Raw genomic sequence first — 24,357 nt, 5'->3', positions numbered from 1 at the left:
GGCTTCCTGCCCGGGCAATCCGAATTAAAGCGCTTCACCTTGTGAGGCGATGACTTTTTTATACCAGGCAAAACTCTTTTTCTTCGAGCGCGAAAAATCGCCGGTTTGATCGTCATTACGGTTGACGTAAATAAAGCCGTAGCGTTTGCTGTATTGGCCGGTGCCAAAAGAGACACAGTCGAGACAGCCCCAGGGCGTGAAGCCCATTAAATCCACGCCATCTTCCAGTACGGCTGTTTTCATTTGCTCGATGTGTTCACGCAGGTAGGCAATACGATAGTCATCATTGACCTCGCCGTTGGCCTCACGTTGATCGACGGCGCCAAACCCATTTTCCACAATAAACAGCGGCTTCTGATAACGCTCATACAGCGCATTTAGTGTGTAGCGCAGGCCAACGGGATCAATCTGCCATCCCCAATCTGACGCCTGCACATGCGGATTTTTTCGGCTGCCGGGGAATGCTTCGAGTGCGCTGTCCATGCGGGTCGCGCTGGCATACTCCACGGCGTTACTCATGTAATAGCTAAAGCCGAGATAGTCGGTGCAGCCTTCTCGCAGCGTTTGTGCATCTTCCGGCGCCATCTCAATGTGGAATCCGCGCAGTTCCCACTCTTTCAAAATGTAGGAAGGATAGGCACCACGCATGTGCACATCGCCAAACAGATAACGTTCCTGCATCGACTTTTGCGCATACATTACGTCATCAGGATGGCATGACCACGGATACAGCGGCACCATCGCCAGCATGCAACCGATCTTGAATTCAGGATTGATTTGATGCCCCAGCTTCACCACTTTGGCACTGGCCACAAACTGATGATGCAGTACCTGATACATCACCTCTTCCGGATTTTCATGATCGGTGAAAATCACGCCTGAGTTGCTGTAGCCGAACAGCGGTCGGCGCCAGTTACGCTGGTTGTTGATCTCGTTAAAGGTCATCCAGTATTTCACTTTGCCTTTGTAGCGCTTCATCACCACTTCGCTATAGCGTACAAAGAGATCGATCAATTCACGATTGAGCCAGCCGCCATATTGCTGCACCAGATGCAATGGCATTTCGAAGTGCGACAGCGTAATCACCGGTTCGATGCCATATTTGAGCAGCTCATCAAACATGTCGTCGTAGAACTGCAGGCCCGCTTCGTTAGGTTGTTGCTCATCGCCTTTCGGGAAGATGCGTGTCCAGGCAATCGAGGTACGAAAACACTTAAAACCCATCTCGGCAAACAACGCGATATCGTCTTTGTAGTGATGATAAAAATCGGTGGCCTGATGATTGGGGTAGTGTTTACCCTCGACAATGCCATCGGTAATTTCACGTTCAACACCATGCGCTCCGCCCGTCAACACATCGACGATGCTCGGCCCTTTACCGCCTTCGTTCCATCCACCTTCAACCTGATGCGCGGCAACGGCGCCGCCCCATAAAAAATCAGCCGGTAACTGAGACATAATCCATCCTTTCATGTGATTAACTGCGTCTTACTGCAAGTGGGTTTTCGATAACTCCTGCACCTGACGATGCAGATAGATCAGCTCTTCAACTAAATCGCGGCACAACATGGCGTTCATCAGATGATCCTGCGCATGCACCATAATCAGGTTGACCGGAATTTTGCCGCAGCCTTCATCCGCGCCGATTAACGCGGTTTGAATTTTGTGGGCTTCGCGCGCGGCATCTCGTGCACTTGCCAGCAACGCATCGGCTTCCTGCCAGTTGTGTTTTCGGGCCGCTTGCAGTGCCTGCATCGATGATGAACGGGCTTCCCCTGCATGAATGATCAGCTCCATCACCGTGCTTTCCATTTCCTGCATCTCTTGCATTACTTCATCTCCTCAGCCAGTTGTTCCTGCGCCATCTCTTCTTCCTGCGCAAGCAGTTGGCGTTCATACATTTTGAAGAACGGGTAATAAATCAGCGTGGATAAACAAATCAGGAACGCGACTAACACCACTGCGCGCCAGTCCCAGCCGGTTGACCAGGCGGCACCAATCGGTCCCGGCGTGGTCCAGGGTGCCAGCGAAATGACGTGGTTGATCAGGTTGGTGCGGGTGGCGGTCCAGGCGATAACCGCGTTGATCAACGGCGTGGTGATAAAGGGAATAAACAGCAGCGGATTCATCACCACCGGTGAACCGAAAATAATCGGCTCATTGATGTTAAACATACCGGGTACAAAGCCGAGGCGGCCGATGGCGCGCAGATGCGCGGAGCGGCTGCGCAGATAGAGAATCACCAGGCCCATGGTGGCACCCGATCCGCCTACGGTGATGAAGAACTGCCAGAATGGCTCGATAAAGATTTTAGGGATCTCTTGCCCGGCATTTAACGCTTCCTGGTTCAGCCCCAGATTACTCAGCCAGAATGCCTGCAGGATGCCGCCGACAATCGCCGCACCGTGAATGCCGGCAAACCACAGCAAATGACATAGCAAGACGGCGATGAGCACCGCAGGCAGTGAATCGGCTGCTGAGATAATTGGCGCAAACACTGACATGATGGCCTGAGGAATCAACAGACCAAAGTGGCTCTCCATAAACAGGTTCAGCGGGTAGAGCGTCAGGAAAATCACCATGATGGGGATCAGCAGGTCAAAGGACTGACGAATTTTCGGCGGCACCTGTTCCGGCAGTTTGAAACCAATGTTGTACTTCACCAGCCAGTGCATCACTTCCGTGCAGTACAGGCTGATCAGGATGGCGGTGAATATCCCTTCCCCACCCAGCGAAGCGACGGACAATGCGCCGTTCTTTTCCGGTGCAGCCACCACCAAAAAAGTCATCAGCGACAGCAGCGCCGCCATCAGGCCATTTAGTTTGTAGCTTTGCGCCAGGTTATAGGCAATCGCGCCGGTGATGAACACCGCCATGATGCCCATCGTCATGTTGTAGGGCATCATCAGCTGGTCGTTGTACTGCCTCACCATACCCAGCCACCACTGTGCGAAGCCCCATTGGCTGTCCTGACTGAAAGGAGGATGTGAGAACAGCAGCATAAATGAGCCGACAATCAGGAACGGCATTGAGGCAATAAATCCGTCCTTGATCGCCACCACATGCCGTTGCGATGAGAGTCGCGCAGCAATCGGGCTGATGCGGTTTTCAATCACACCAAATAAGGAGTCAGCCAGTGTACTCATCATGCCCCCTTATTAGCATCAATCAGGGCGAGCGCCGACTTCAGGATCTTTTCGCCATTTAACATGCCGTAATCCATGGTATTAATGACGGTAACCGGTTTGTGATACTCCTGCGCCTGACGTTCGAAATCTGCCAGCTTATATTTGATCTGTGGGCCTAGCAGACAACAGTCATACTCGGCGATTTTTTCACTGAACTCTTCCATGCCAACGGCATCAATTTTGGCTTCTAAACCCAGCTGCGTAGCGGCTTTCTGCATTCTTTGTACGACCATGCTGGTTGACATACCTGCGGAACAACACAATAGAATTTTCACCATGACACCCTCCGTTTTTTTTAAATAATTACGCGCCGAGAATCGTTTCTGCAACCGGTTACAGATTCAATTTGTTCTTTTTGTGATCCATAACTCAAACCGTTAAACCTTATTTAAAGAGTGAAAATATGATTAATCTGAGACCGGTTTCATATTATTTTTATGTTAGCCTTTTAAATATGTGATGAAATCGGATGATAATGAGAAAAAACGTTATCGGTTAGAAGAGCCTCACTCTGCGGTTTTCAGATTGAGCTTTTGCGCTACAATGCGCGAGAACGCTGAGAAGGAAGATAAATGACGACAATGCTTGATGTCGCAAAACGCGCAGGTGTGTCAAAAGCCACGGTGTCACGGGTGCTGGCTGGCCATGCTTATGTGTCTAAAACGGTGCGGGATCGGGTGATGCTGGCCATAGATGAGATGGATTACCGTCCTAATCTGCTGGCACGAAGTCTTGCGACCAACCGTTCGCACAGTATTGGTCTGATGGTGCCCAACACGCTTTACAATGGTCCCTTTTTTACCGAGCTGTTATTCCAGGCCGCGACCATGACGGAAAAACTCGGTTCACAACTGGTGCTGGGCGATGGTAAACACAATGCGCAGCAAGAGCGCGAAGCCATAAACTTTTTAATCGATAGCTATTGCGATGCCGTGATCATCTATCCGCGCTATTTAAGCGTGGAAGATATTGATGCACTTATTCCTGGAATGAGTAAGCCGTTAATCGTGTTAAACCGCCGTTTGAAGCAGCATCCGCAATATTCGGTGTGTGCTGACCACGAAAATGACACCCTCAACGCTGTGAATCATTTGATTGCTCAGGGCCACCGCGAGATCGCTTTTATCAAAGGAATGGGCAGCTCTCACACCGGATTAAGTCGTCTGAAAGGCTATATTTCATCGTTGATGGAAAATGGCATTGAATACGATGAAAACCTGATGCTGGATGGCTGCTGGACCAGCGCCAGTGGGCAGCTGGCGGTTGAAGCACTGTTGCGTCGTAAAGTTAGATTTTCCGCGATTGTCGCCAGCAATGATGATATGGCGATTGGCGCCGCCTGCGCCTTGCACAACGCGGGTTTGCGCATCCCGCATGACGTCTCCTTGCTGGGCTTTGATGATATCCCGGTTGCGCCCTATCTCCTGCCGGCGTTAACCACGGTGCATGTTCCGGTTGCTGAGATGGTGTCGAGCGCATTAACGCAACTGTCTAAAATGCTGGATGGCGAAAGCGTGACGGCGCAGCCACTGATGCCGGGCCGACTGGTGCTGCGTAATTCGATCACCCAGGGACCGTATTACCAGCAAAAATAACGGCGCCGTGCGATAATCTGGCTTATTTTGCCACGATGAGCATTTTACGCCATGAAGCACTTTCTCGTTATCGTACCCGATGGCGGCATGTTATTTGAAGCCGCCGGTATTGCCGACATCCTGATGCACGCCAACCTGCACCTGCCCGTTGGCGTTGATCAGCCACGTTATCGCGTCAGTATCGCCACCACGCAGCCGCATCAGGTGATCCATGGTCAGTCGGGCCTCAACCTGCTGGCTGACCTGAAGCTGGCCGAATTAGATCCCCGCGCCGCCTGGGACACCATCATGATTACCGGACGCGGTGACAGCGTTGAAGAAGGCAATATGGTGGTGGATTTCATCAGGCTGGCGGCTCCGCAGGCTCGCCGCGTGGTGTCAATTTGTGGCGGTGCGATGCTGCTCGCCGAAGCCGGTTTGCTCGACGGACGCCGCGCCACGTCACACTGGCGTCTGCTGGAAACCCTGCAAACTCGTTTCCCCCGTGTTCAGGTGGAAGGGGGTCCGCTGTATATTCAGGATGGCCCAATCTGGACGTCCGGTGGCGTCAGTTCCGGCTTTGATCTCACGCTGGCGCTGGTTGAGGAGGATTTTGGTTTCAGCGTGGCACGCGATATCGCTCAGGATATGGTGATGTATTTGCGTCGCCCCGGCGGACAGATGCAGTTCAGCCGCTACCAGCTACAACAAACCAGCACCGGCCCGATCCACGATCTGCAAAGCTGGATACGCGCCAACCTGGCGAAAGATCTGTCGGTTGAGAAATTGGCCGAACGTGTCGCCATGAGTCCACGCAATTTCACCCGCGTATTCACCCGTGAAACTGGTTCGTCACCGGCGCGCTATGTCGCAGAAGCGCGACTGGCCGCCGCACGAGAACAGCTGGAGCAGAGTCGCGCGACGCTGGAACGCATCGCCCTTGACACCGGATTTGGCAGCAGCATCAATTTGCGCCGCAGTTTTGAGCGCCAGCTGCATCTCACTCCGGGTGAATATCGCCAACGCTTTCACTGCCGCAAAATGGCGTAAAGTGATCCTTTTTTGTCGTTTACGCCAATCACACATCGTCCTACATTGACTGCAACCACTTCGGATAAGGAGTCAATGATGATTAAGATTGGCATTAACGGCTTTGGCCGTATCGGACGTAACGTGTTCCGCGCCGCACTCGGCAGCAACGATATTGAGATTGTGGCGATTAACGATCTCACCGACAGCAAAACGCTGGCGCATCTGCTTAAACACGATTCACTGCTGGGCAGACTTCCTGCAGAAATTGAGGCCGGTGAAGGTGAGCTGCGCATTGATGGCAAGCCTGTACGCGTGTTCAGCGAGCGCGACCCGGCCAATATCCGCTGGCGTGACGTGGGTGTTGATATTGTGATTGAAGCCACCGGCTTCTTCACCGAGCGCGAGAAAGCGGCAGTACATATCACGCACGGCGGCGCAAAACGGGTGATCATCTCCGCTCCTGGTAAAAACGATGATTTGACGATTGTGCTGGGCGTGAACGACCAGCGTTACGATCCCCAGCAGCATTTCGTGGTGAGTAACGGCAGTTGCACGACCAACGGCCTCGCGCCAGCCGCGCAAGTATTGCATCAGGCATTTGGTATTGAGCATGGTCTAATGAATACCACTCATGCATATACCAATAGCCAGGTGCTGCACGATCAGCCGGAGAAAGATCTGCGCGGCGCGCGCGCGGCGGCGCTGTCAATCGTGCCTTACTCCAGCGGTGCGGCTAAAGCGCTGGGCCGTGTTATTCCCGAGTTGGATGGACGTTTGACGGGCTATTCATTGCGCGTACCGGTGCCGGTGGTGTCGATTGTGGATCTTACCGTGACGCTGAAACGTGATGTGACGGCAGAAGAAGTCAACGACGCGTTTAAAGCCGCCGCCGCTGAAGGTCCATTAAAAGGCATTCTGGGATACAGCGATGAGCCACTGGTCTCCAGCGATTATCAGGGCGATCCGCGTTCATCGATCATTGATGGGCTCTCTACCCTGGTGATTGGCGGCAACCTGGTGAAAATCCTCGCCTGGTACGATAACGAGTGGGGATTCTCAAATCGTCTGGTGGATTTAGCGCGCTTGATGGCGCAGCGCGGACTGTAATTCGCACCAATCTGCTGCCAAAAAAAATCCCCGCTGATGCGGGGATTCTCGTTGCTATTGGCAGCGATTACTTGATGCCCATTGCATCCTTCAGCGTAAAGAACAAGTCGGTCTGATCGGTCAAACCCACTACGTTAGCCGCATAAGGCCCATAGGCCGCGATGCGCAGCTGTGTGCCGGTATGTCCCTGAGAATCCTCTTCAGAGTTACCGTAGCTGATGGTCATGACCGCACCATCTTTGGTGTTCACCGCCTGGGTCAGGCCTGGGGCTTTGCTGCCATTTTCAATAATCTGGCTGCTATGCGCATGGTCTGCCGTCACTACCACCAGCGTGTCACCGTGTTCACGTGCAAAAGCCAGCGCCTGCTGCACGGCCTCATCCAGATCCACCGTTTCGCCAATCTGGCCGCACGGATTCGCCGCGTGATCCTGCTTATCTATTGAAGCCCCTTCCACCTGCAGGAAGAAGCCTTTCTCATTGGTGCTCAGCAGATCAATCGCCTTTTTGGTCATCTGCGCCAATGTTGGTGTTGATGCCGGGCGATCTTTATTGACTTCACAGGTCACAACCGGTTTATCGATATTGCCGTGATAGCTGGCTTTTGGCCCCTGCCAGCGAACCGGCATATTGCCATCGGAGAACAGCCCCAGTACCGGTTTAGTTTGGTCGGCCTGTTTGATTGAATTCATGCCATCAAGGTTATCAACCAGCTGGAAGCCCAGCGCCTGAGCCTGCTCGCGCAGGGTTTTACCCTGATATTCACCCGCTTTGGCGCTTTCATAGAACGATTTCGCCCCGCCGCCAAGGGTGACATCTGGGCGGGTCTTCAGCATCTGCTCGCTGATAGACCCTTTACCGCCCTGCTCCAGCGCATTGGTGGGACACAGCTCGCTGGTTTTCTCCGGGCCATAACATTTACGCGACGTGACATGCGCCATCAAAGCGGCGGGCGTGGCATCCTGTAATTCTGCAGTCGAGACGTTACCGGTGGCTTTCCCAGCGGCTTTCGCCAACTCCAGAATGGTGACCTGATCCTTGCCATTGACGTCTACGCCGATGGCACCGTTGTAGGATTTGGTGCCGGTTGCCCAGGCGGTCGCGGAGGCAGCCGAATCGGTCACGTAATTCGGTTTGTGGGTTTTCTTGTCTAACGAGTAGTGGGTGTACTGACCGGTTAACGGCAGCGCATCAATGCCTGGGAAGAAACCACCCGCGCCCATCGCCTGATTTCGTGCGGCGGTGATTTCCGAGTCACCCATGCCATCGCCGATCAATAAGATGACGTTTTTGGCCGTGGTATTAACGAGTGAGGCTTTCAGCGCTTCCGTCTGGTCGCTGCTGAGGCGGCGCGCGCCACCGTGTTCGGTGATATCACCGGTGGCGGCGCGGCTATACGTTGTTGTGTCTGCCACTGCTGACGTCGCGATGAGTGAAGCCAGCAGAGAAACCGTGAAAAGAGGTATGTGTTTCATTTATAAGCATCCTTATCAGTAAATATAACCAAATGTTTCCGCAGACAAGTCTGCGACAGTCTGGTGACACTTTTGTGGCAGAGAAGGAATAATTTGATGACAGAACACGCAGTTCGGCGAGAGATGCAGCAAGCTGCACAGAGCTTAAGCGGATAGAACAAAAGGAGAAAATAGGGCTTGACCGTATTCAGGTAACTCCCTATAGTAGCGCCCCGTTGACCCAGTGCGGTTGGCAGAAAAAATGTGGTGAGATGTCCGAGTGGCTGAAGGAGCACGCCTGGAAAGTGTGTATACGGCAACGTATCGGGGGTTCGAATCCCCCTCTCACCGCCATCATTTTGAAGAAGAGCCTGAACGAAAGTTCAGGCTTTTTTTTGTCTTCAATTCAGCCACATCGTTAATTTATCTGGCCATCTTCCATTACCATCGCTAAAAACTTGTCTCTTAGCGGGTCCTTAATCTGACCATTCCACGCCAAACCGGTGTGCCATTGGGTATGCTCGCCTTCCAGAGGCAATAGTGTGACGCCTACAGGCAGGATGTGTTTCACACTCGCCGGCAGTAACGCCACACCATCACCAGCGGCCACCAGCGCCAGTAACGTCTGAATATCATCAGCAGCCGACACCGTGCGCGGCGTGAGGTTTCTTGCGGTCAGGAATTGATGGGCCTGCGTAGTGAGCCCTTCGCCCCGCTGAGGTGCCAACTGTAAGAGTTGATGATTTTCAATAACCTGTGTTGTTTCTAAGTGACTCGATAATTGATCAGCGGCTACCGCCAGCACTAATTGTTCCGTATCCAGACTGTGACTTTGCAGTGGTTCAGGCACGGGTAAGCGCACAAATCCCACCTGCAGTCGTCCTTCAGCAAGCCATTGGGTCTGAACCGCCGAAGGCATATCGTTGAGCGAGACCTTTACGCCGGGATAACGAACGCGAAAGGCAGCGACACGTTTGGCAGCAAAAAGATAAGAAGAGATGCCAAAACCCAGAGTGAGTTTTCCTGAATCCCCTCTTTGGATCGCCGTCACATCAGCAAAGAAATCCGAGTAGCGCTCCACTGCCTCGCTGGCAGCCGCTAACAATTGATCTCCCGCCACCGTTAACCGCGCACCATGCCGTCCGCGATGAAATAACGTCACACCAGAAAGGTGCTCCAGTGTCTGGATCTGTTTCGAGAGTGCGGGCTGGGTGATGCAGAGCTTATTGGCCGCCGAGTGGTAGGTGCCTTCTTGCGCCAGCGTCACAAAGGCGCGTAACAGTTTAATATCCATTCCAATCGGTTATCAAAGTGGGAGAAGTTGTGATTATACACGGTGGTTTTCCCTCTGGTGAAATAGCGACCTATTTCCTTTAGGAGAATCACCATGGAACATTCACTTCGCGTTGCCACCGTGCAGTTTTGCCATCGCGCCAGCGACAAAGCTTACAATCTTTCCGTGATGGAGCGCTTTATCGCGCAGGCCGCACAAGAAGAAGTCAAAATATTAGCCTTTCCTGAAATGTGCATCACGGGTTACTGGCATGTGCCGGATCTGCCCATTACAGAGGTCGAAGCCCTGGCCGAGCGCACGGAAAACAGCCCGTCACTGGCGCGTATCGCGAGCCTGGCGGAAAAGCATCAGATGGCGATCGGCGCCGGCTACATCGAAAAGCATGATAATGGACTGCTCTACAATGCCTATGCGGTCTGCATGCCGGATGGCCAACGCCATGTACATCGTAAGATCCATGCTTTCGAACATGCGGGCATCGTCCAGGGAAATGAATTCACCGTGTTTGACACGCCATGGGGGGTGAAAGTCGGGATTCTGATTTGCTGGGACAATAATTTAACCGATAACGTCCGCATCACCGCGCTCATGGGAGCCGATATTCTGATTGCCCCGCATCAAACAGGTGGCACCCATTCACGCAGTCCCTTTGGTATGAAACCCATTCCGGTGAGCCTGTGGGAAAACCGAGAAAGCGATCCCAGCGCACTGGAAATCGCTCTGGCTAGCGACAGCGGTCGAGGCTGGTTGATGCGCTGGCTGCCTTCGCGTGCGCACGATAACGGTCTTTTCGTCCTGTTCAGTAATGGCGTCGGACTGGATAACGGCGAGATCCGTACCGGCAATGCGATGGTGATTGACCCCTATGGCCGCATCGTCAACGAAACCACTTCCTTCAGGGATACGCTGGTGAGTGCCGACCTGGATCTCTCGTTACTGGCGATGTCTACCGGACGCCGCTGGATCCATGGTCGTCGCCCGGAGCTTTATCAACTCCTGTGTGAACCTCAGGGCTATGAGCGTGATGCACGTACTGCACGGTTCTCCGAAGATGTTCCTGTGTTCGATCACAAAATGGCGCGTAAAACATTTTTGGATAAAAAATAACGCAGCATGAGGAGTAAACCTTTCGCGTTTTATGAATACCGACACTGAAAACGCCTGGGGAAGTTAATACTAATATAGGGAAAAATAATAAATGAAGGGATTTATGCATCATGGCATTTTTATCTGCGCCATGACATTCACCTCGTTAGCTGAAGCGGTAATTGAAATTCCGTTTAAATTCGATGAGAGTGCAGTACCGATTGCAACACTGAATATTAATGGTCAGGATGGCGAGTTCATGCTTGATACCGGCTCCGCATTTGCTTTCCATTTTGATCAGTCATTTATACGACAGGTGCCCTGGTTAAAACCCCTAAAGGAGAAAGTGCGCACCACCGATCTGACCGGCGAAGTGTTCCTGCATGATAAATTCATGTTCCACCATGTTTACGTCAATGGTATGAACTTTGAGAATGTTGAAGGGATTTCCCTGGTTCCATGGGGGCTGACGCTGCAGCCTGACGGCAAACGTCCGGAAAGTATGGTTATCGGATTGGGGCTATTCCGGCAGAAAGCCCTGCTCATCGATTATCAGCATCGCCTTTTTTCCGTTGCTGATCGGCTGGACGATTTCAATATCGATCGTCAGCAATGGTTAGCGCTGCCGTTAACCTTAACCCATGAGGGTATTATCATTGAGGCAATGAAGAATAATGAAATCTTTAATATGCTGCTGGATACCGGTGCATCACACACAATGCTGTGGAGTAAACGTTTAAATAGAACAGAGAACGTTTATCCCTGCAAAGAAGTCATCGCCGAATTGGATTATGAAGGCTGCCGGGCGACTCAAATAAATATCAAAAACGCGACATCCGGGGAAATAGATATCGATGTCGTGCTATTAGATGATGTTGACTCGCGAATGGCAGCGGAGGGTTTATTAGGCACCGATTTCTTACAGCACCATCGTGTTCTGATCGATTTTCCTAACCAGCAGTTATTCATTGAACCAGGCTAAGTAGCAATAAAAAAACCCGGCTTGCGCCGGGTTTTGCTTCGCTACACTCTCAATCAACTACGACTCAATGGTTAACCGTAAGCCAGCAGCGTGCGCTGGCAAAGTGCCGAACGGACGCAGTCGTTTTTGTCGAAACGCACCACACCAATCATCTCGTCTTCTTCGAAACGCGCCAGCGCATCAGCAAGACCGGATTTGACATGGGACGGCAAGTCACACTGGGTGATATCACCGTTGACGATAACCGTCACGTTCTCGCCTAAGCGTGTCAGGAACATCTTCATCTGTGCCGCAGTGACGTTTTGTGCCTCATCAAGGATCACTACCGCATTTTCAAACGTACGTCCGCGCATATATGCGAAGGGCGCAATCTCTACCTTGGCAATTTCAGGCCGCAGGCAGTACTGCATAAAGGAAGCGCCGAGACGTTTAACCAGAACGTCGTATACCGGTCGGAAATACGGGGCGAACTTCTCGGAAATATCCCCAGGAAGGAAACCGAGGTCTTCATCCGCCTGCAGAACCGGGCGCGTCACAATAATCCTTTCGATATCCTTATTGATCAGGGCCTCAGCCGCTTTGGCTGCGCTAATCCAGGTTTTACCGCAACCGGCTTCACCGGTGGCGAATATCAGCTGTTTCGTTTCTATGGCATTAAGATAGTGCGCCTGAGCTTCATTTCTGGCTTCAATCGGACCGCGATCGCGTGAATCACGCGCCATACCAATTGAGTCCAACCCACCCATCTGCACCAGCGAAGTGACCGATTCTTCTTCGCGCTGACGGTGACTGCGAGAATCACTACGAACGACTCTTCTTGCTTCACGACGCGCTTTGATCACTGCTTTCTGTCTTCCCATAGTGGCACCTTACAGTTGGTTTCATTTATCGCGGCGGATCACCCGCGGCGATGACTTGAACGCTTTAGAGGTTTGTTTGGCTTCCTTGTAAGCCGGGTCTGGCCATTGAAAATAGTGTGCAACAACGACGAAGCGCTGAAGCGCACCGGTAGAGAATTGGCGTTAGTTCGGAAACGATAATTGAAAAGTGAAGAGGATACTTTGGAGGGAAGAAATCCCCCGCAGTGTACTGCGCTAGCTGAAGTGTATTTAACTGTCCATAGAAGGACCGGGTCATGCGCGAACTCCAGTGGACTTAGCCACACAACTGACAACGCTTATGAGTAAAGTGCATCATATTAACCATGCTTTGCAACAGTATTTTTACGTCACGACAAAGAAAAACAGATAAGCGAAGCATGAGAATTTTCGTCTTAAATTAAATTATCTCGCATTTTCAGTGGGATGGATTATTTGACGTGCGACGAACTTTTTCGGAACATTCGGAAGTGGAAGCGACCAGGGGAAAGTTTACGGTCGGTGAAAAAAGCGCCAGCGCAACCTTATCGCTGTGCTGGCACGGTGCGTTTATTAATCAGGCCTGCAGTAAAGGCTGGCCAAGGTAATGTTTTTCGTCAGGGACGCCGGGCAAAACGAAAAAGTATCCGCCGCCAATCGGACGAATATATTCTTCCAGCGCTTCGCCATTGAGACGTTTTTGCACGGTGATAAAGCCTTTGGCTAAATCATGCTGATAGCAAACGAACAAGAGTCCCATATCTAGCTGCCCCGAACCGGTAATCCCTGAGGAGTAACTGTAACCCCGGCGCAGCATTAAACTGCTGTCGGTTTCCGGCGTGCGTGGGTTAGCGAGACGGATATGCGCATCCAGCGCGATGACATCGCCATCCGGATCTTTGCTGTAATCCGGCACGTCATGTTCCTCTTTCATGCCCAGCGGCGCACCGGAAAGTTTCTCACGACCGAATATCGTTTGCTGTTCACCCAGTGGAGTGCGATCCCACATTTCAACGTGGAAACGAATGATACGCACCGCCTGATAACTGCCGCCCTGCGTCCATGCGGGTTCTTGTTGATTTGCAGTGACCCACAGCAACTGATCCATCAACGCAGGATTATGCGTGTCAGGGTTAGCGGTGCCATCTTTGAAGCCCAGCAGATTGATCGGCGTTTCTTTACCGTGACTGCGTGCGGCGTGGTCGGCGATAAAGCCGTCGCGCCGCCAGCGCACGGCCAGCAGATCGGGCGTGTACTTAATGATGTCGCGCAGTGCGTGTATCACCGTATCTTGCGTATTGGCGCAGATTTGCAGCAGCAGATCGCCGTGACACTGATCGGCATCCAGCGAATCGTTGGGGAAGCGCGTCATGCTTTGCAGTTGCGTCGGTTTGTGTGCACTCAAACCAAAGCGCTCATCAAACAACGAGGTGCCCACGGACAGCGTCATGGTGAGATTATCGGGTGCGATATCGGCGCCAAGAATGCCGGAATCCATTGGCGGCAGCTGTGGGTTGGTGACAACTGGCGCGGCGCCTCCTTTGGTCAGGAAAGCGAAGCGCTCGGTCAACAAACGGAACAAGCGCTCCAGATCGGTTTTATCGCTGGCTAAGACGTCAAAGGCCACCAGCATCATCGAAGCTTGCTGCGGGGTGACAATGCCAGCCTGATGCGGGCCGTAGAAAGGTTGCGCCTGCTGGCGCGCATCGGGTGCAACCGTGCCAGGAGAGAAGCTGTCAGCCGCGGCTGCCGTATGGAACGGACAACCGCCACTCAGGGCGGCCGCGCCGCCCAACATACCTAACCCCTGCAATAAACGACGACGCGACGGCTCTGCCGCGTCATTTTTATGGCTCATGATTAGTCGAGACCTAAAGTTCCGCGCAGCAGGGAGAGATCTTCCGCCAGAGTGGTGATCGGCCCTTTCAGCGCATTGCGGTCAGCGGTAGTCAGTTTCTCGTAAGATTTGAAACCGTCTTTGGTGCGGTATTTGCTGAGGATGCTGTCGACTTTCTTAAAGTTAGCATCGACTTTCGCCAGCAGCTGCGGGTTAGCTTTTTGCAGCTGTGGACGCAGCAGGTCAACGATTTTCTGTGCACCGTCGATATTGGCCTGGAAGTCAGACAGGTCGGTACGGCTGTAGCGATCTTCTTCACCGGAGATTTTGCTGGCCGCCACTTCTTCGATCAAACCTGCTGCGCCACCGACCACTTTCGCCGGAGGGAAGGCCAGTTCACTGATGCGGGTCTGCAGATCCAGCACGTCCTGATTCAGCTTAGTCGCAAACTCTTCTGCACCTTTGGTGGTTTTGTCGGCCCAGAGGATTTTTTCGATGCGGTGGAAACCGGTGAATTTCGGATCATCCGCTTTTTTCTCGAAGTCATCTTCACGGGCATCGATGCTGCTGTCCAGATCGGAGAACAGTTCAGCAATCGGTTCGATACGCTCGTAGTGCGCACGGGTCGGTGCGTACAGCGCTTTGGCTTTTTCCAGGTCGCCCGCTTTAACCGCATCGGTGAAGGCCTGAGTGCCAGCCACCAACTCTTTGACTTCGCTCATCACGTAGGTTTTGTAGTCTGTGATTGGGCCAGCCAGCTGCATGATGTCGGTTTTACCTTTGGCAGCGGTTTTCGACTCACCCGACACCACCAGTTTGCCTTTCGGGTTGGTCAGCAAGCCACAGGTCATGTCATATTCGCCTGCTTCGAGGTTCGCAGTCAGTTTCTGGCTAAAGCCCGGCGCGATGTTTTCACGCTCTTCCACCACCATTACCCCTTTCAGGATTTCCCACTCCAGCGCTTTCTGGCTGTTGTTTTTGATGATGAACTGGGTTTTACCCGCCTGCACATTAAGCGACATCGGCTCACACTGTTTGTCAGTGACGGTGACCGTGACTTGCGGGATGGATGCAGCAGATGCAGCGCCTGAGAGAGCCAGCATTGAAACCAACAGCGCCTTACGGCGGAAGCGAATCGTCATAGTGATATCCCTGTTACATGGAAGAACAGGCGCGCAATCGCGCCTGATTTAATTTCAGCGCGTGGTGCGCGCAGCACTGGCCGTTGGGCGCGCCGGGAAGAAGAACAGCAGCAGCGCCGGAATCAGGTAGATAAGCCAGGCCGCCACTTCACTGACGCTTGGCGTTTCCTGATAGCCGAGAATGCCTTCCAGCAGCGTACCGACCACCGAGTGGGTGGAGAGCGTGTTGCTGAGGTCGAAAGCAATGTCCTGGAAGTGGTTCCAGAGCCCCGCTTCATGGAAAGCACGGATCGCACCTGCCGCGAGACCTGCGGCAACAAAGAGAATGAATAAGCTGGTCCAGCGGAAGAAACTCGCCAGGTTGAGGCGGATGCCGCCGTAGTAGAGCAGCATGCCCAATACAATCGCCGTCAACAGGCCGAGTACTGCACCAATCGGCGGCGCGTAGCCGACATTCTGGGTGAAAGCAGCGAGCAGGAAGAATACCGATTCCAGCCCTTCACGCGCCACCGCCAGAAAGACCATGAGGACCAACGGGAAGCCACCGCCGCCCTGCTTTTGCAATGCCTGGTCCACCGAGCGTTCCAGTGTGGCTTTGATGTTGCGCGAGACTTTGCGCATCCAGAACACCATGGACGTGAGGATGACCACCGCCACGACCGCCACGATGCCTTCAAACAGTTCTTGCTGTTTTTGCGGGAATTCACCGGTGGTTTCGTTGATGAAGATGCCCAGGCCTAAGCAGAGTGCAGCCGCAATGAAGACGCCCGCCCACATCGCAGGGAACCACTGTGTACGCTGAGTGCGTTTCAGGTAGCTGGCAATCAGGCTGACGATGAGCGCTGCTTCAAGACCTTCACGCAGCATAATGAGAAACGGTACGAACATCACCAACCTCTTGATTGTTAAGGAGGGTAAACCTTAGGTAAAAATACGTAAAGTGCAAACGATATCGATTATCATTATCGCGGGTAAAATTACAAGTCACTGAATGAAATTATTTCTCATTTGCGGGCTGGGAAACGGATTCAATGAAAATGGGTGATGGGGATTTCAGCGTTCAGATAAATATTCAGTGCTGGGGTGTGGCTGCAAGCTCAGTGCGGGGATATCGCTGCAGGTTCAGTGCCGGGTTTTCGCTGCACGTTCGGTGCAGAGTTATCGCTTCAGGTTCAGTGCAGAGGTGTCGCTTTGAGTTCAGCGCATTGTCCACTAAAGGCCATCCCGATCGCGAAGAAACCACGCATCCCTGCAGATCGGCCGCACCGTCCATGGCGCGGACGCTTCGCTCCTCGGCATGGCCTTTATTGGACGATTAACTATGTCATTGCTTTGAAGGGAATGCTGAAGCCTGGTCGATTCCATAAAAAAAGCCCGCCGTATACGGGCGGGCTTAGTGTGTCAGAGACAGAATTACTTGGTGTTGTATTCAGCTTCAGCGGCGGCGAAGCGCGCTTGTGCTTCTTTTGATGGGCCTTTGCCGATCAGGCTGAACACCACAATCGCGATGCTGGCGAAGATGAAGCCAGGAATGATTTCATACAGTTCGGTGTAACCATACTGTTTCCACAGCAGCACCGTCAGTGCACCAATCACCATCCCGGCCAGCGCGCCATTGCGGGTCATACGTTTCCAGCATACGCCGAACAGAACAACCGGACCGAAGGCAGCACCAAAGCCCGCCCATGCATAGCTGACTAAGCCGAGCACACGGTTTTCCGGATTGGCCGCCAGCGCGATGGCGATCAACGCAATCAGCAGCACCATTAAACGCCCTACCCACACCAGCTCTTTCTGACTGGCATTTTTACGCAGGAAGCCTTTGTAGAGGTCTTCTGTCAAGGCGCTTGAGCACACCAGCAGCTGGCAGCTTAGGGTGGACATCACCGCTGCCAGAATCGCAGACAGCAGGATGCCAGCAATCCACGGGTTAAACAGGATACGCGCCAGTTCAATGAACACGCGTTCGCCGTTCTGGCTTACGCCTGCCGCTTGTTCAGGGTGGTTCTGGAAGTAGGCGATACCGAAGAAGCCCACCGCCACGGCACCGGCCAGGCACAGGATCATCCAGGTCATGCCAATACGACGTGCAGTACGAATCGAGTGATGTGAATCCGCCGCCATAAAGCGCGCCAGAATATGCGGTTGTCCAAAGTAGCCCAGGCCCCAGCCGAGTAAGGAGATAACGGCAACAAAGTTGAGCCCTTTCAGCATGTCGAGGTTTTCAAGACTTTTTGCTTCGATCACCGCCAGTGAATCATCCAGGCCACCTACCGCGATAATCACAAACACCGGGGTGAGGATCAGCGCGAAGATCATCAGGCTGGCCTGCACGGTATCGGTCCAGCTCACCGCCAGGAATCCGCCCACCAGCGTATAAAGAATGGTGGCAGCAGCACCGGCCCACAGCGCAGTTTGGTAATCCATACCGAAGGTGCTTTCAAACAGACGTGCACCCGCAACCACGCCTGATGCGCAATAAATGGTGAAGAAGATGAGAATGACTACTGCGGAGATAACACGCAGCAGCTTGCTTTTGTCTTCGAAACGGCTGGAGAAGAAGTCCGGCAGCGTTAAGGCATTATCGTGATGTTCGGTCTGCACGCGCAGGCGACCTGCCACAATTTTCCAGTTAAGCCAGGCACCGATGGTCAGGCCAATGGCGATCCAGCTTTCTGAAATGCCGGAAAGGAAGATGGCGCCGGGTAAGCCCATCAGCAACCAACCGCTCATATCTGATGCACCCGCTGACAGTGCGGTGACCACACTGCCTAAACTGCGTCCGCCCAGAATGTAGTCGTCAAAGTTTTTGGTCGAACGGTAGGCAATAAAGCCAATCAGCACCATTCCCAGGATATAAATTACAAAGGTCACCAACATCGGTGTACTCATACTCATACTCTCTCCACTTATTATTTAATCCGTTAAGAGAAATCTTTTTTCCTGAGCCACCGGAACGGGACGGCATCAGGGCTTTACCGCATCCAGAGAAAGCGATTTCTCTTAAGGCGCGGTATCCTGCCGCAAAGGGGCGGCGCGCACAATGCATTTAACACAGCTGTCACAATGGTTTCACCTGACTTCGCTGATTTAATGCCAATAGGTTGCACACGCTCACACTTTGAGTTGCACCTTGTTCAACATAAGAGTGCTCTCGTTGACGGGAGTTGCAACTTTGGCGAGCTTCTTGCAGCAAGTTTTGTGCCGTTTTTTCACATGACCGATTTTAAGTGTTGATAAACGTGCAACTCAGGTCACATTTAACATGGTTGCACAAAGTTGCAACATGAGTGATAGTGCAGCCCACGCTGATGTTGAATCATATTTTGAGGACGAGGAAATCATGGGAACGACCACCATGGGGGTGAAGTTGGATGAAGCCACCCGCGATCGCATTAAATTGGCGGCAGGTAAAATTGACCGTACGCCACACTGGCTGATCAAACAGGCGATTTTTAACTACCTTTCGCAGCTGGAAGCCGGTGAATCAATGCCGGAAATTCCCCTACAGCTCGCCGACGCCGCCAGTGAAGAAGGCACGGCAGACGAGTCATTCCAGCCCTTCCTCGACTTCGCTGAACATATTTTGCCGCAGTCGGTCACGCGCTCTGCCATCACCGCTGCGTGGCGTCGTCCGGAAACCGATGCGGTACCGATGCTGCTGGAGCAGGCGCGTCTCCCTGCCCCGCTGGCCGAGAAAACCCATCAGCTGGCTTATAGCCTGGCGGATAAGTTGCGTCACCAAAAAGGTGCAACCGGACGCGCCGGAATGGTGCAAAGCCTGTTACAAGAGTTCTCCCTCTCTTCGCAGGAAGGCGTGGCGCTGATGTGTCTGGCGGAAGCGCTGCTGCGTATTCCCGACAAACCAACTCGTGACGCGCTGATTCGCGACAAAATCAGCAATGGCAACTGGCAGTCGCATCTGGGCCGCAGCCCGTCGATGTTCGTTAACGCCGCGACCTGGGGTCTGCTGTTTACCGGACGTCTGGTATCGACTCACAATGAAGCCAACTTGTCGCGTTCACTTAATCGCATTATTGGTAAGAGTGGAGAACCGCTGATCCGCAAAGGCGTGGATATGGCGATGCGCCTGATGGGCGAGCAGTTCGTCACCGGCGAAACCATTGCGGAAGCACTGGCCAATGCGCGCAAACTGGAAGAGAAAGGCTTCCGCTACTCCTACGATATGCTGGGTGAAGCGGCGCTGACCGCCAGCGATGCCAAAGCTTATCTGGTGTCCTATCAGCAGGCGATCCATGCCATTGGTAAAGCTTCCAATGGCCGTGGCATCTATGAAGGTCCAGGCATCTCGATCAAACTGTCGGCCCTGCATCCTCGCTATAGCCGCGCGCAGTATGAACGCGTGATGGAAGAGCTATATCCGATCCTTAAATCACTGACCTTACTGGCGCGCTCTTACGACATTGGTATCAATATTGATGCGGAAGAAGCAGACCGCCTGGAACTGTCGCTCGATCTGCTGGAAAAACTGTGCTTCGAGCCTGAACTGGACGGCTGGAACGGGATTGGCTTTGTGATTCAGGCATACCAGAAGCGCTGCCCGTTTGTGATCGACTCCCTGATCGATCTCGCCCAACGTAGCCGCCGTCGCCTGATGATCCGTCTGGTAAAAGGCGCGTATTGGGATAGCGAAATCAAACGTGCGCAGATTGAAGGGCTGGAAGGTTATCCGGTTTATACCCGCAAGGTGTACACCGACATCTCTTACCTGGCTTGCGCCCGCAAACTGCTGGCGGTACCGAATCTGATCTACCCGCAATTTGCTACTCATAACGCTCACACGCTGGCAGCGATCTATCAGCTCGCAGGCAATAACTACTATCCGGGTCAGTACGAGTTCCAGTGCCTGCACGGCATGGGCGAACCGCTGTATGAGCAGGTGGTCGGCAAAGTGGCAGACGGCAAACTGAACCGTCCGTGCCGTATCTACGCACCGGTCGGCACCCATGAAACCCTGCTCGCCTATCTGGTACGTCGCTTACTGGAAAACGGGGCCAACACCTCGTTTGTTAACCGCATCGCGGATAACACCCTGCCGCTGGATGAGCTGGTTGCCGATCCGGTTTCTGCGGTGGAGAAGATGGCGCTGACCGAAGGCGCAGTCGGTTTACCGCATCCGAAAATCCCGCTGCCGCGCGATCTGTATGGTGAGAAGCGCGCCAACTCAGCCGGTCTGGATTTGGCTAACGAACATCGTCTGGCATCACTCTCCAGCGCCCTGCTCAATAGCGCCAGCCAGCCATGGATTGCCCAGCCGCTGGTCGAAGGTGAGCTGGGTGACGGCGTGAGCCGTCCGGTACTCAACCCGTCTGCGCCAGCCGATGTGGTGGGCAGCGTGCGCGATGCCAGCGAAGCAGAAGTCTCGGAAGCGCTGGATGCCGCAGTGAATGCCGGTCCAATCTGGTTTGCCACCCCGCCACAAGAACGTGCAGCCATTTTGGAGCGCGCCGCCGAAGCGATGGAAGGCCAGATGCAGCAGCTGATTGGCCTGCTGGTGCGTGAAGCAGGTAAGACCTACAACAACGCCATTGCCGAGGTGCGTGAAGCGGTTGATTTCCTCTATTACTACGCCGGTATGGTGCGTGATGATTTCGATAACGAAACCCATCGTCCGCTCGGCCCAGTGGTGTGCATCAGCCCGTGGAACTTCCCGCTGGCGATCTTCACCGGTCAGATTGCTGCAGCACTGGCAGCCGGTAACAGCGTGCTGGCGAAACCCGCTGAGCAGACGCCGCTGATTGCCGCGCAGGCGGTACAAATCATGCTGGATGCGGGCGTGCCATCAGGTGTGCTGCAACTGCTGCCGGGCCAGGGCGAGACTGTCGGTGCACAGTTAACGGGTGACGAGCGAGTACGCGGTGTGATGTTCACCGGTTCCACCGCCGTCGCGACGCTGCTGCAACGCAATCTGGCGGGTCGTCTCGATCCGCAAGGCCGCCCAACGCCGCTGATTGCTGAAACCGGCGGCATGAACGCCATGATCGTGGATTCTTCGGCGCTGACTGAGCAGGTGGTGGTCGATATCGTTGCCTCCGCCTTTGACAGCGCCGGACAGCGTTGCTCGGCGCTGCGTCTGCTGTGCGTACAAGATGATGTCGCCGATCACACCCTTAAAATGCTGCGTGGCGCGATGGCTGAATGCCGCATGGGCAATCCGGAACGTCTCTCTACGGATATCGGCCCGGTAATCGACGCCGAAGCCAAAGGTAACATCGAGCGCCACATTCAGGCGATGCGCGATAAAGGTTTCACCGTGTATCAGGCGGCGCAGGACAATCCGCAAGACAGCAAAGAGTGGACCAGCGGCACCTTTATCAAGCCCACCCTGATCGAGCTGGGTCAGGTAAGCGATCTGGATAAAGAAGTGTTTGGCCCAGTGCTGCACGTGGTGCGTTATGCGCGTAACAGCCTGCCACAGCTGATCGATCAGATTAACGCCTCTGGTTACGGTCTGACACTGGGTGTGCATACGCGTATTGATGAAACCATCGCGCAAGTCACGGCAGGCGCGAAGGTCGGTAACCTGTATGTGAACCGCAATATGGTCGGCGCGGTCGTCGGCGTGCAGCCCTTTGGTGGAGAAGGTTTATCCGGCACCGGTCCAAAAGCCGGAGGTCCTTTGTATCTCTATCGCCTGCTGGCAAACCGCCCAGACAGTGCACTGCGTAAGACCTTCGATCGTCAGGATGCCGAGCGTCCAGTCGACAGTTCCGTACGTGCTGAGCTGATGAGCGCGCACCAGTCATTGCAGAGCTGGGCGCAGGATAAACCTGAACTGCTGGCACTCTGTCAGCGTTATGACGAGCTGGCGCAGGCGGGTACGGTGCGACTGCTGCCAGGCCCAACCGGTGAACGTAACACCTTCACGCTTCTGCCGCGCGATCATGTCCTTTGTATTGCGGATAACGAGCAGGACGCACTGACGCAACTGGCAGCAGTGACCAGCGTGGGCAGTCAGGCAATCTGGCAGGATGATGAGTTGCATCGCGCGCTGCGCAAATCACTGCCTGCCGCCGTACAAAAACACGTGGTGCTGGTGAAAGATGTGCTGGCAGCAGAGTTTGATGCGGTGATCTATCACGGTGACGCGGATCAATTGCGCGTGCTGTGCGAGCAGGTTGCCGCGCGGGACGGTGCGATTGTTTCGGTGCAGGGCTTCGCGCGTGGCGAAACCAATCTGTTGCTGGAACGTCTGCTGATAGAGCGCTCACTGAGTGTAAATACCGCCGCAGCGGGTGGTAACGCCAGTCTGATGACCATTGGTTAAAAAGATAAGGGCCCGCAAGGGCCCTTTTTCATGGCGCGCCGCGACGAGTATATCCACTTGTTGCGGCGCTACTGTTTTGTACTTTGAGCTTAAGCCGCAGACTTGTTGCGCTTCAGGCCAATCAAGGTCGGGAAGACAAACAGCGACTGCCCCAACCCGCGATTGGTGACAGACCACACCGCCACCGACAGCAGCGAGCAAATCCCCACAATCGCAACCGGATAGAAACACGCCCACAACACGGAGAACCAGGCATAGTCAAACAGATGATGGCGCTGAGCGAACAGAATCGCTGACATGCCAAAATACTCAATGAAAATACGATGGATCACGTAGATTTGCAGGGTGTTACGGCCAATCCAGTTAAAGTACGTCATCTTAAAGTGCGCGTTAAGCCAGCGGCAGGCCGCCACGCTCGCCAGCACCGCGATGATGCACAGGAACAGGCTCTTATCCAGACCGAAGATAATGTGAATCCCTGATACCGCCGCCAGCAGCGCCCATGGCACGAGATTTTCACGACGCCATTCGCTCATACGCAGCATCAGCGGGCTCCAGAACGCGCCCAGCAGGAAGAACAGGAAGTACTGCGCCACGCTTTGCGGTCCCCAATACGGAATGATCTTCTCCACCGCCAGATAGTTAAGCGCAACCGCGACCACCAGCAACGCCACTTTCTGTTTGTGGAAGATCTTCGCACACAGGAAATACAGTGCCAGTCCGTACAGATACCACGAGGTGCTCATCGCCATAAACGTCAGCTTCAGGAACTCAAACAGTGAACCCGCATAGGCGGCATTCAGATTGTGTGAGATACGCTGGCCGGTAATCTCTGTCGAGATACCCACAATCGACCACCACTGAATAAAGCCCCACAAAATATAGAGATAGAACAGGTTGGTAATACGACTGGTAAATACCTGCTTCCACGGACGATTAAGAATCCCGTTGGTTGCCAGCAAGCCCGAAACAAAGAAAAAGGCTGGCATACGCAGCGGAGATAAAACAGTATTAAACTGCACCCATATTTCTGCCGGTATCCAACCCGCCGTCAATAATTTCACCGTTCCTTCAAATCCGGGTAATACGGTGTGGTACAACACCACCAGCAATATGCAGGCCCCTTTCAGGGTATTGACCCATGCAATATCTTCTTTCCTGGCGTTATTCATATGATTAACTCCCGCTGCTGTGTAGGTCTTAAAGGAGAAGTATGAGGAAATAAACAATGATGCATTTCTGGTTATTCAACGATTATTAAACAAGCTGGCGGGGGATGACTCTAGCGAAAGTCCTAAAAGTTTTTTACTGGTCCTGATATAACAATACTTTACAGTTCCAGACATTAATCAAATGCTAAGCAGACTAACAATATCTTCCCAAATTAGAGTCACTAAGGGTATGACGAGGGAAATAAGGTTAGCAATTAATACAGGGAAATTAAGAGCAATCCACCACAATCAAACCAAATTAAAATCAAATTTTATTCGGATAATTATGAAATGTGGCAGATGGAT

Annotated in this window: 18 protein-coding genes and 1 tRNA gene; 7 read left to right on the top strand and 12 right to left on the bottom strand. The window is 53.3% G+C overall.

Annotated features, from left to right (window positions below):
- Window positions 1-24: 24 nt before the first annotated feature.
- From WFP70_RS01460 to WFP70_RS01445, 4 genes are read right to left on the bottom strand one after another with little or no spacing between them, the layout of a single operon-like run.
- The gene (locus WFP70_RS01460) at window positions 25-1,458 is read right to left on the bottom strand and encodes a 6-phospho-beta-glucosidase (protein ID WP_337022403.1); all 1,434 of its coding nucleotides are present in this window, start codon (window positions 1,456-1,458) and stop codon (window positions 25-27) included.
- A 30-nt stretch (window positions 1,459-1,488) separates the two neighbouring features.
- Entirely contained in the window at window positions 1,489-1,821 is a 333-nt protein-coding gene (locus WFP70_RS01455; RefSeq protein ID WP_160832839.1) for a PTS lactose/cellobiose transporter subunit IIA, read from the bottom strand.
- A gap of 8 nt (window positions 1,822-1,829) precedes the next feature.
- Complete coding sequence (locus WFP70_RS01450) at window positions 1,830-3,146, bottom strand: PTS sugar transporter subunit IIC (protein ID WP_337022721.1); 1,317 nt, start codon at window positions 3,144-3,146, stop codon at window positions 1,830-1,832.
- Window positions 3,146-3,466: a PTS sugar transporter subunit IIB gene (locus WFP70_RS01445; RefSeq protein WP_034824314.1), complete on the bottom strand. Its 321-nt coding sequence runs from the start codon at window positions 3,464-3,466 to the stop codon at window positions 3,146-3,148. Before WFP70_RS01445 ends, WFP70_RS01450 begins: the two co-directional genes overlap by 1 nt.
- 294 nt (window positions 3,467-3,760) lie before the next feature.
- On the opposite strand from WFP70_RS01445, the gene WFP70_RS01440 reads away from it, so the two are divergent.
- The 3 genes from WFP70_RS01440 to gap all read left to right on the top strand — a co-directional run bounded on the left by WFP70_RS01440 (window position 3,761) and on the right by gap (window position 6,901).
- Window positions 3,761-4,783 carry a LacI family DNA-binding transcriptional regulator gene (locus WFP70_RS01440; RefSeq protein ID WP_160868144.1) on the top strand — a complete coding sequence of 341 codons (1,023 nt, stop codon included), beginning with the start codon at window positions 3,761-3,763 and terminating at the stop codon, window positions 4,781-4,783.
- A 51-nt stretch (window positions 4,784-4,834) separates the two neighbouring features.
- The gene (locus tag WFP70_RS01435; protein ID WP_337022402.1) at window positions 4,835-5,812 is read left to right on the top strand and encodes a GlxA family transcriptional regulator; all 978 of its coding nucleotides are present in this window, start codon (window positions 4,835-4,837) and stop codon (window positions 5,810-5,812) included.
- A 78-nt stretch (window positions 5,813-5,890) separates the two neighbouring features.
- Window positions 5,891-6,901, top strand: coding sequence for a type I glyceraldehyde-3-phosphate dehydrogenase (gene gap, locus WFP70_RS01430; RefSeq protein ID WP_337022720.1), 1,011 nt, complete (start codon window positions 5,891-5,893; stop codon window positions 6,899-6,901).
- Window positions 6,902-6,968: 67 nt separating this feature from the next.
- Here the strand turns inward: gap and phoA are convergent, their stop codons facing one another.
- Window positions 6,969-8,375, bottom strand: coding sequence for an alkaline phosphatase (gene phoA, locus WFP70_RS01425; RefSeq protein ID WP_337022401.1), 1,407 nt, complete (start codon window positions 8,373-8,375; stop codon window positions 6,969-6,971).
- A gap of 245 nt (window positions 8,376-8,620) precedes the next feature.
- Here phoA and WFP70_RS01420 point away from each other — a divergent pair.
- A tRNA-Ser gene (locus WFP70_RS01420) sits at window positions 8,621-8,708 on the top strand.
- A 64-nt stretch (window positions 8,709-8,772) separates the two neighbouring features.
- Here the strand turns inward: WFP70_RS01420 and WFP70_RS01415 are convergent.
- Window positions 8,773-9,648 (bottom strand): LysR family transcriptional regulator, encoded by an 876-nt coding sequence (locus tag WFP70_RS01415; protein WP_337022400.1) that lies wholly within the window; start codon window positions 9,646-9,648, stop codon window positions 8,773-8,775.
- A gap of 93 nt (window positions 9,649-9,741) precedes the next feature.
- Here WFP70_RS01415 and WFP70_RS01410 point away from each other — a divergent pair, with 93 nt between their 5' ends.
- Both WFP70_RS01410 and WFP70_RS01405 read left to right on the top strand, forming a co-directional pair.
- Window positions 9,742-10,755, top strand: coding sequence for a nitrilase family protein (locus WFP70_RS01410; RefSeq protein WP_337022399.1), 1,014 nt, complete (start codon window positions 9,742-9,744; stop codon window positions 10,753-10,755).
- 91 nt (window positions 10,756-10,846) lie between these two features.
- Entirely contained in the window at window positions 10,847-11,716 is an 870-nt protein-coding gene (locus tag WFP70_RS01405; RefSeq protein WP_337022398.1) for a hypothetical protein, read from the top strand.
- Window positions 11,717-11,787: 71 nt separating this feature from the next.
- Here WFP70_RS01405 and phoH read toward each other — a convergent pair whose 3' ends face one another.
- The 5 genes from phoH to putP all read right to left on the bottom strand — a co-directional run bounded on the left by phoH (window position 11,788) and on the right by putP (window position 18,450).
- Window positions 11,788-12,576, bottom strand: coding sequence for a phosphate starvation-inducible protein PhoH (gene phoH, locus WFP70_RS01400; protein WP_034824330.1), 789 nt, complete (start codon window positions 12,574-12,576; stop codon window positions 11,788-11,790).
- A gap of 574 nt (window positions 12,577-13,150) precedes the next feature.
- Entirely contained in the window at window positions 13,151-14,431 is a 1,281-nt protein-coding gene (efeB, locus tag WFP70_RS01395; protein ID WP_337022397.1) for an iron uptake transporter deferrochelatase/peroxidase subunit, read from the bottom strand.
- A 2-nt stretch (window positions 14,432-14,433) separates the two neighbouring features.
- Window positions 14,434-15,552 carry an iron uptake system protein EfeO gene (efeO, locus tag WFP70_RS01390; RefSeq protein ID WP_337022396.1) on the bottom strand — a complete coding sequence of 373 codons (1,119 nt, stop codon included), beginning with the start codon at window positions 15,550-15,552 and terminating at the stop codon, window positions 14,434-14,436.
- 54 nt (window positions 15,553-15,606) lie between these two features.
- The gene (gene efeU / locus WFP70_RS01385; protein ID WP_337022395.1) at window positions 15,607-16,440 is read right to left on the bottom strand and encodes an iron uptake transporter permease EfeU; all 834 of its coding nucleotides are present in this window, start codon (window positions 16,438-16,440) and stop codon (window positions 15,607-15,609) included.
- A 525-nt stretch (window positions 16,441-16,965) separates the two neighbouring features.
- The gene (gene putP / locus WFP70_RS01380) at window positions 16,966-18,450 is read right to left on the bottom strand and encodes a sodium/proline symporter PutP (RefSeq protein ID WP_097116811.1); all 1,485 of its coding nucleotides are present in this window, start codon (window positions 18,448-18,450) and stop codon (window positions 16,966-16,968) included.
- 445 nt (window positions 18,451-18,895) lie between these two features.
- On the opposite strand from putP, the gene putA reads away from it, so the two are divergent.
- Window positions 18,896-22,840 carry a trifunctional transcriptional regulator/proline dehydrogenase/L-glutamate gamma-semialdehyde dehydrogenase gene (putA, locus tag WFP70_RS01375; RefSeq protein ID WP_337022394.1) on the top strand — a complete coding sequence of 1,315 codons (3,945 nt, stop codon included), beginning with the start codon at window positions 18,896-18,898 and terminating at the stop codon, window positions 22,838-22,840.
- A gap of 89 nt (window positions 22,841-22,929) precedes the next feature.
- Here the strand turns inward: putA and WFP70_RS01370 are convergent, their stop codons facing one another.
- The gene (locus tag WFP70_RS01370; RefSeq protein WP_160868135.1) at window positions 22,930-24,012 is read right to left on the bottom strand and encodes an acyltransferase family protein; all 1,083 of its coding nucleotides are present in this window, start codon (window positions 24,010-24,012) and stop codon (window positions 22,930-22,932) included.
- Window positions 24,013-24,357 lie beyond the last annotated feature (345 nt).

Origin of the sequence: Pantoea sp. USMM079, from assembly GCF_037153115.1 — a bacterium.
GTDB classification, from domain to species: Bacteria; Pseudomonadota; Gammaproteobacteria; order Enterobacterales; family Enterobacteriaceae; genus Pantoea; species Pantoea communis.
This window is presented reverse-complemented; position numbering and strand designations above follow the sequence as displayed.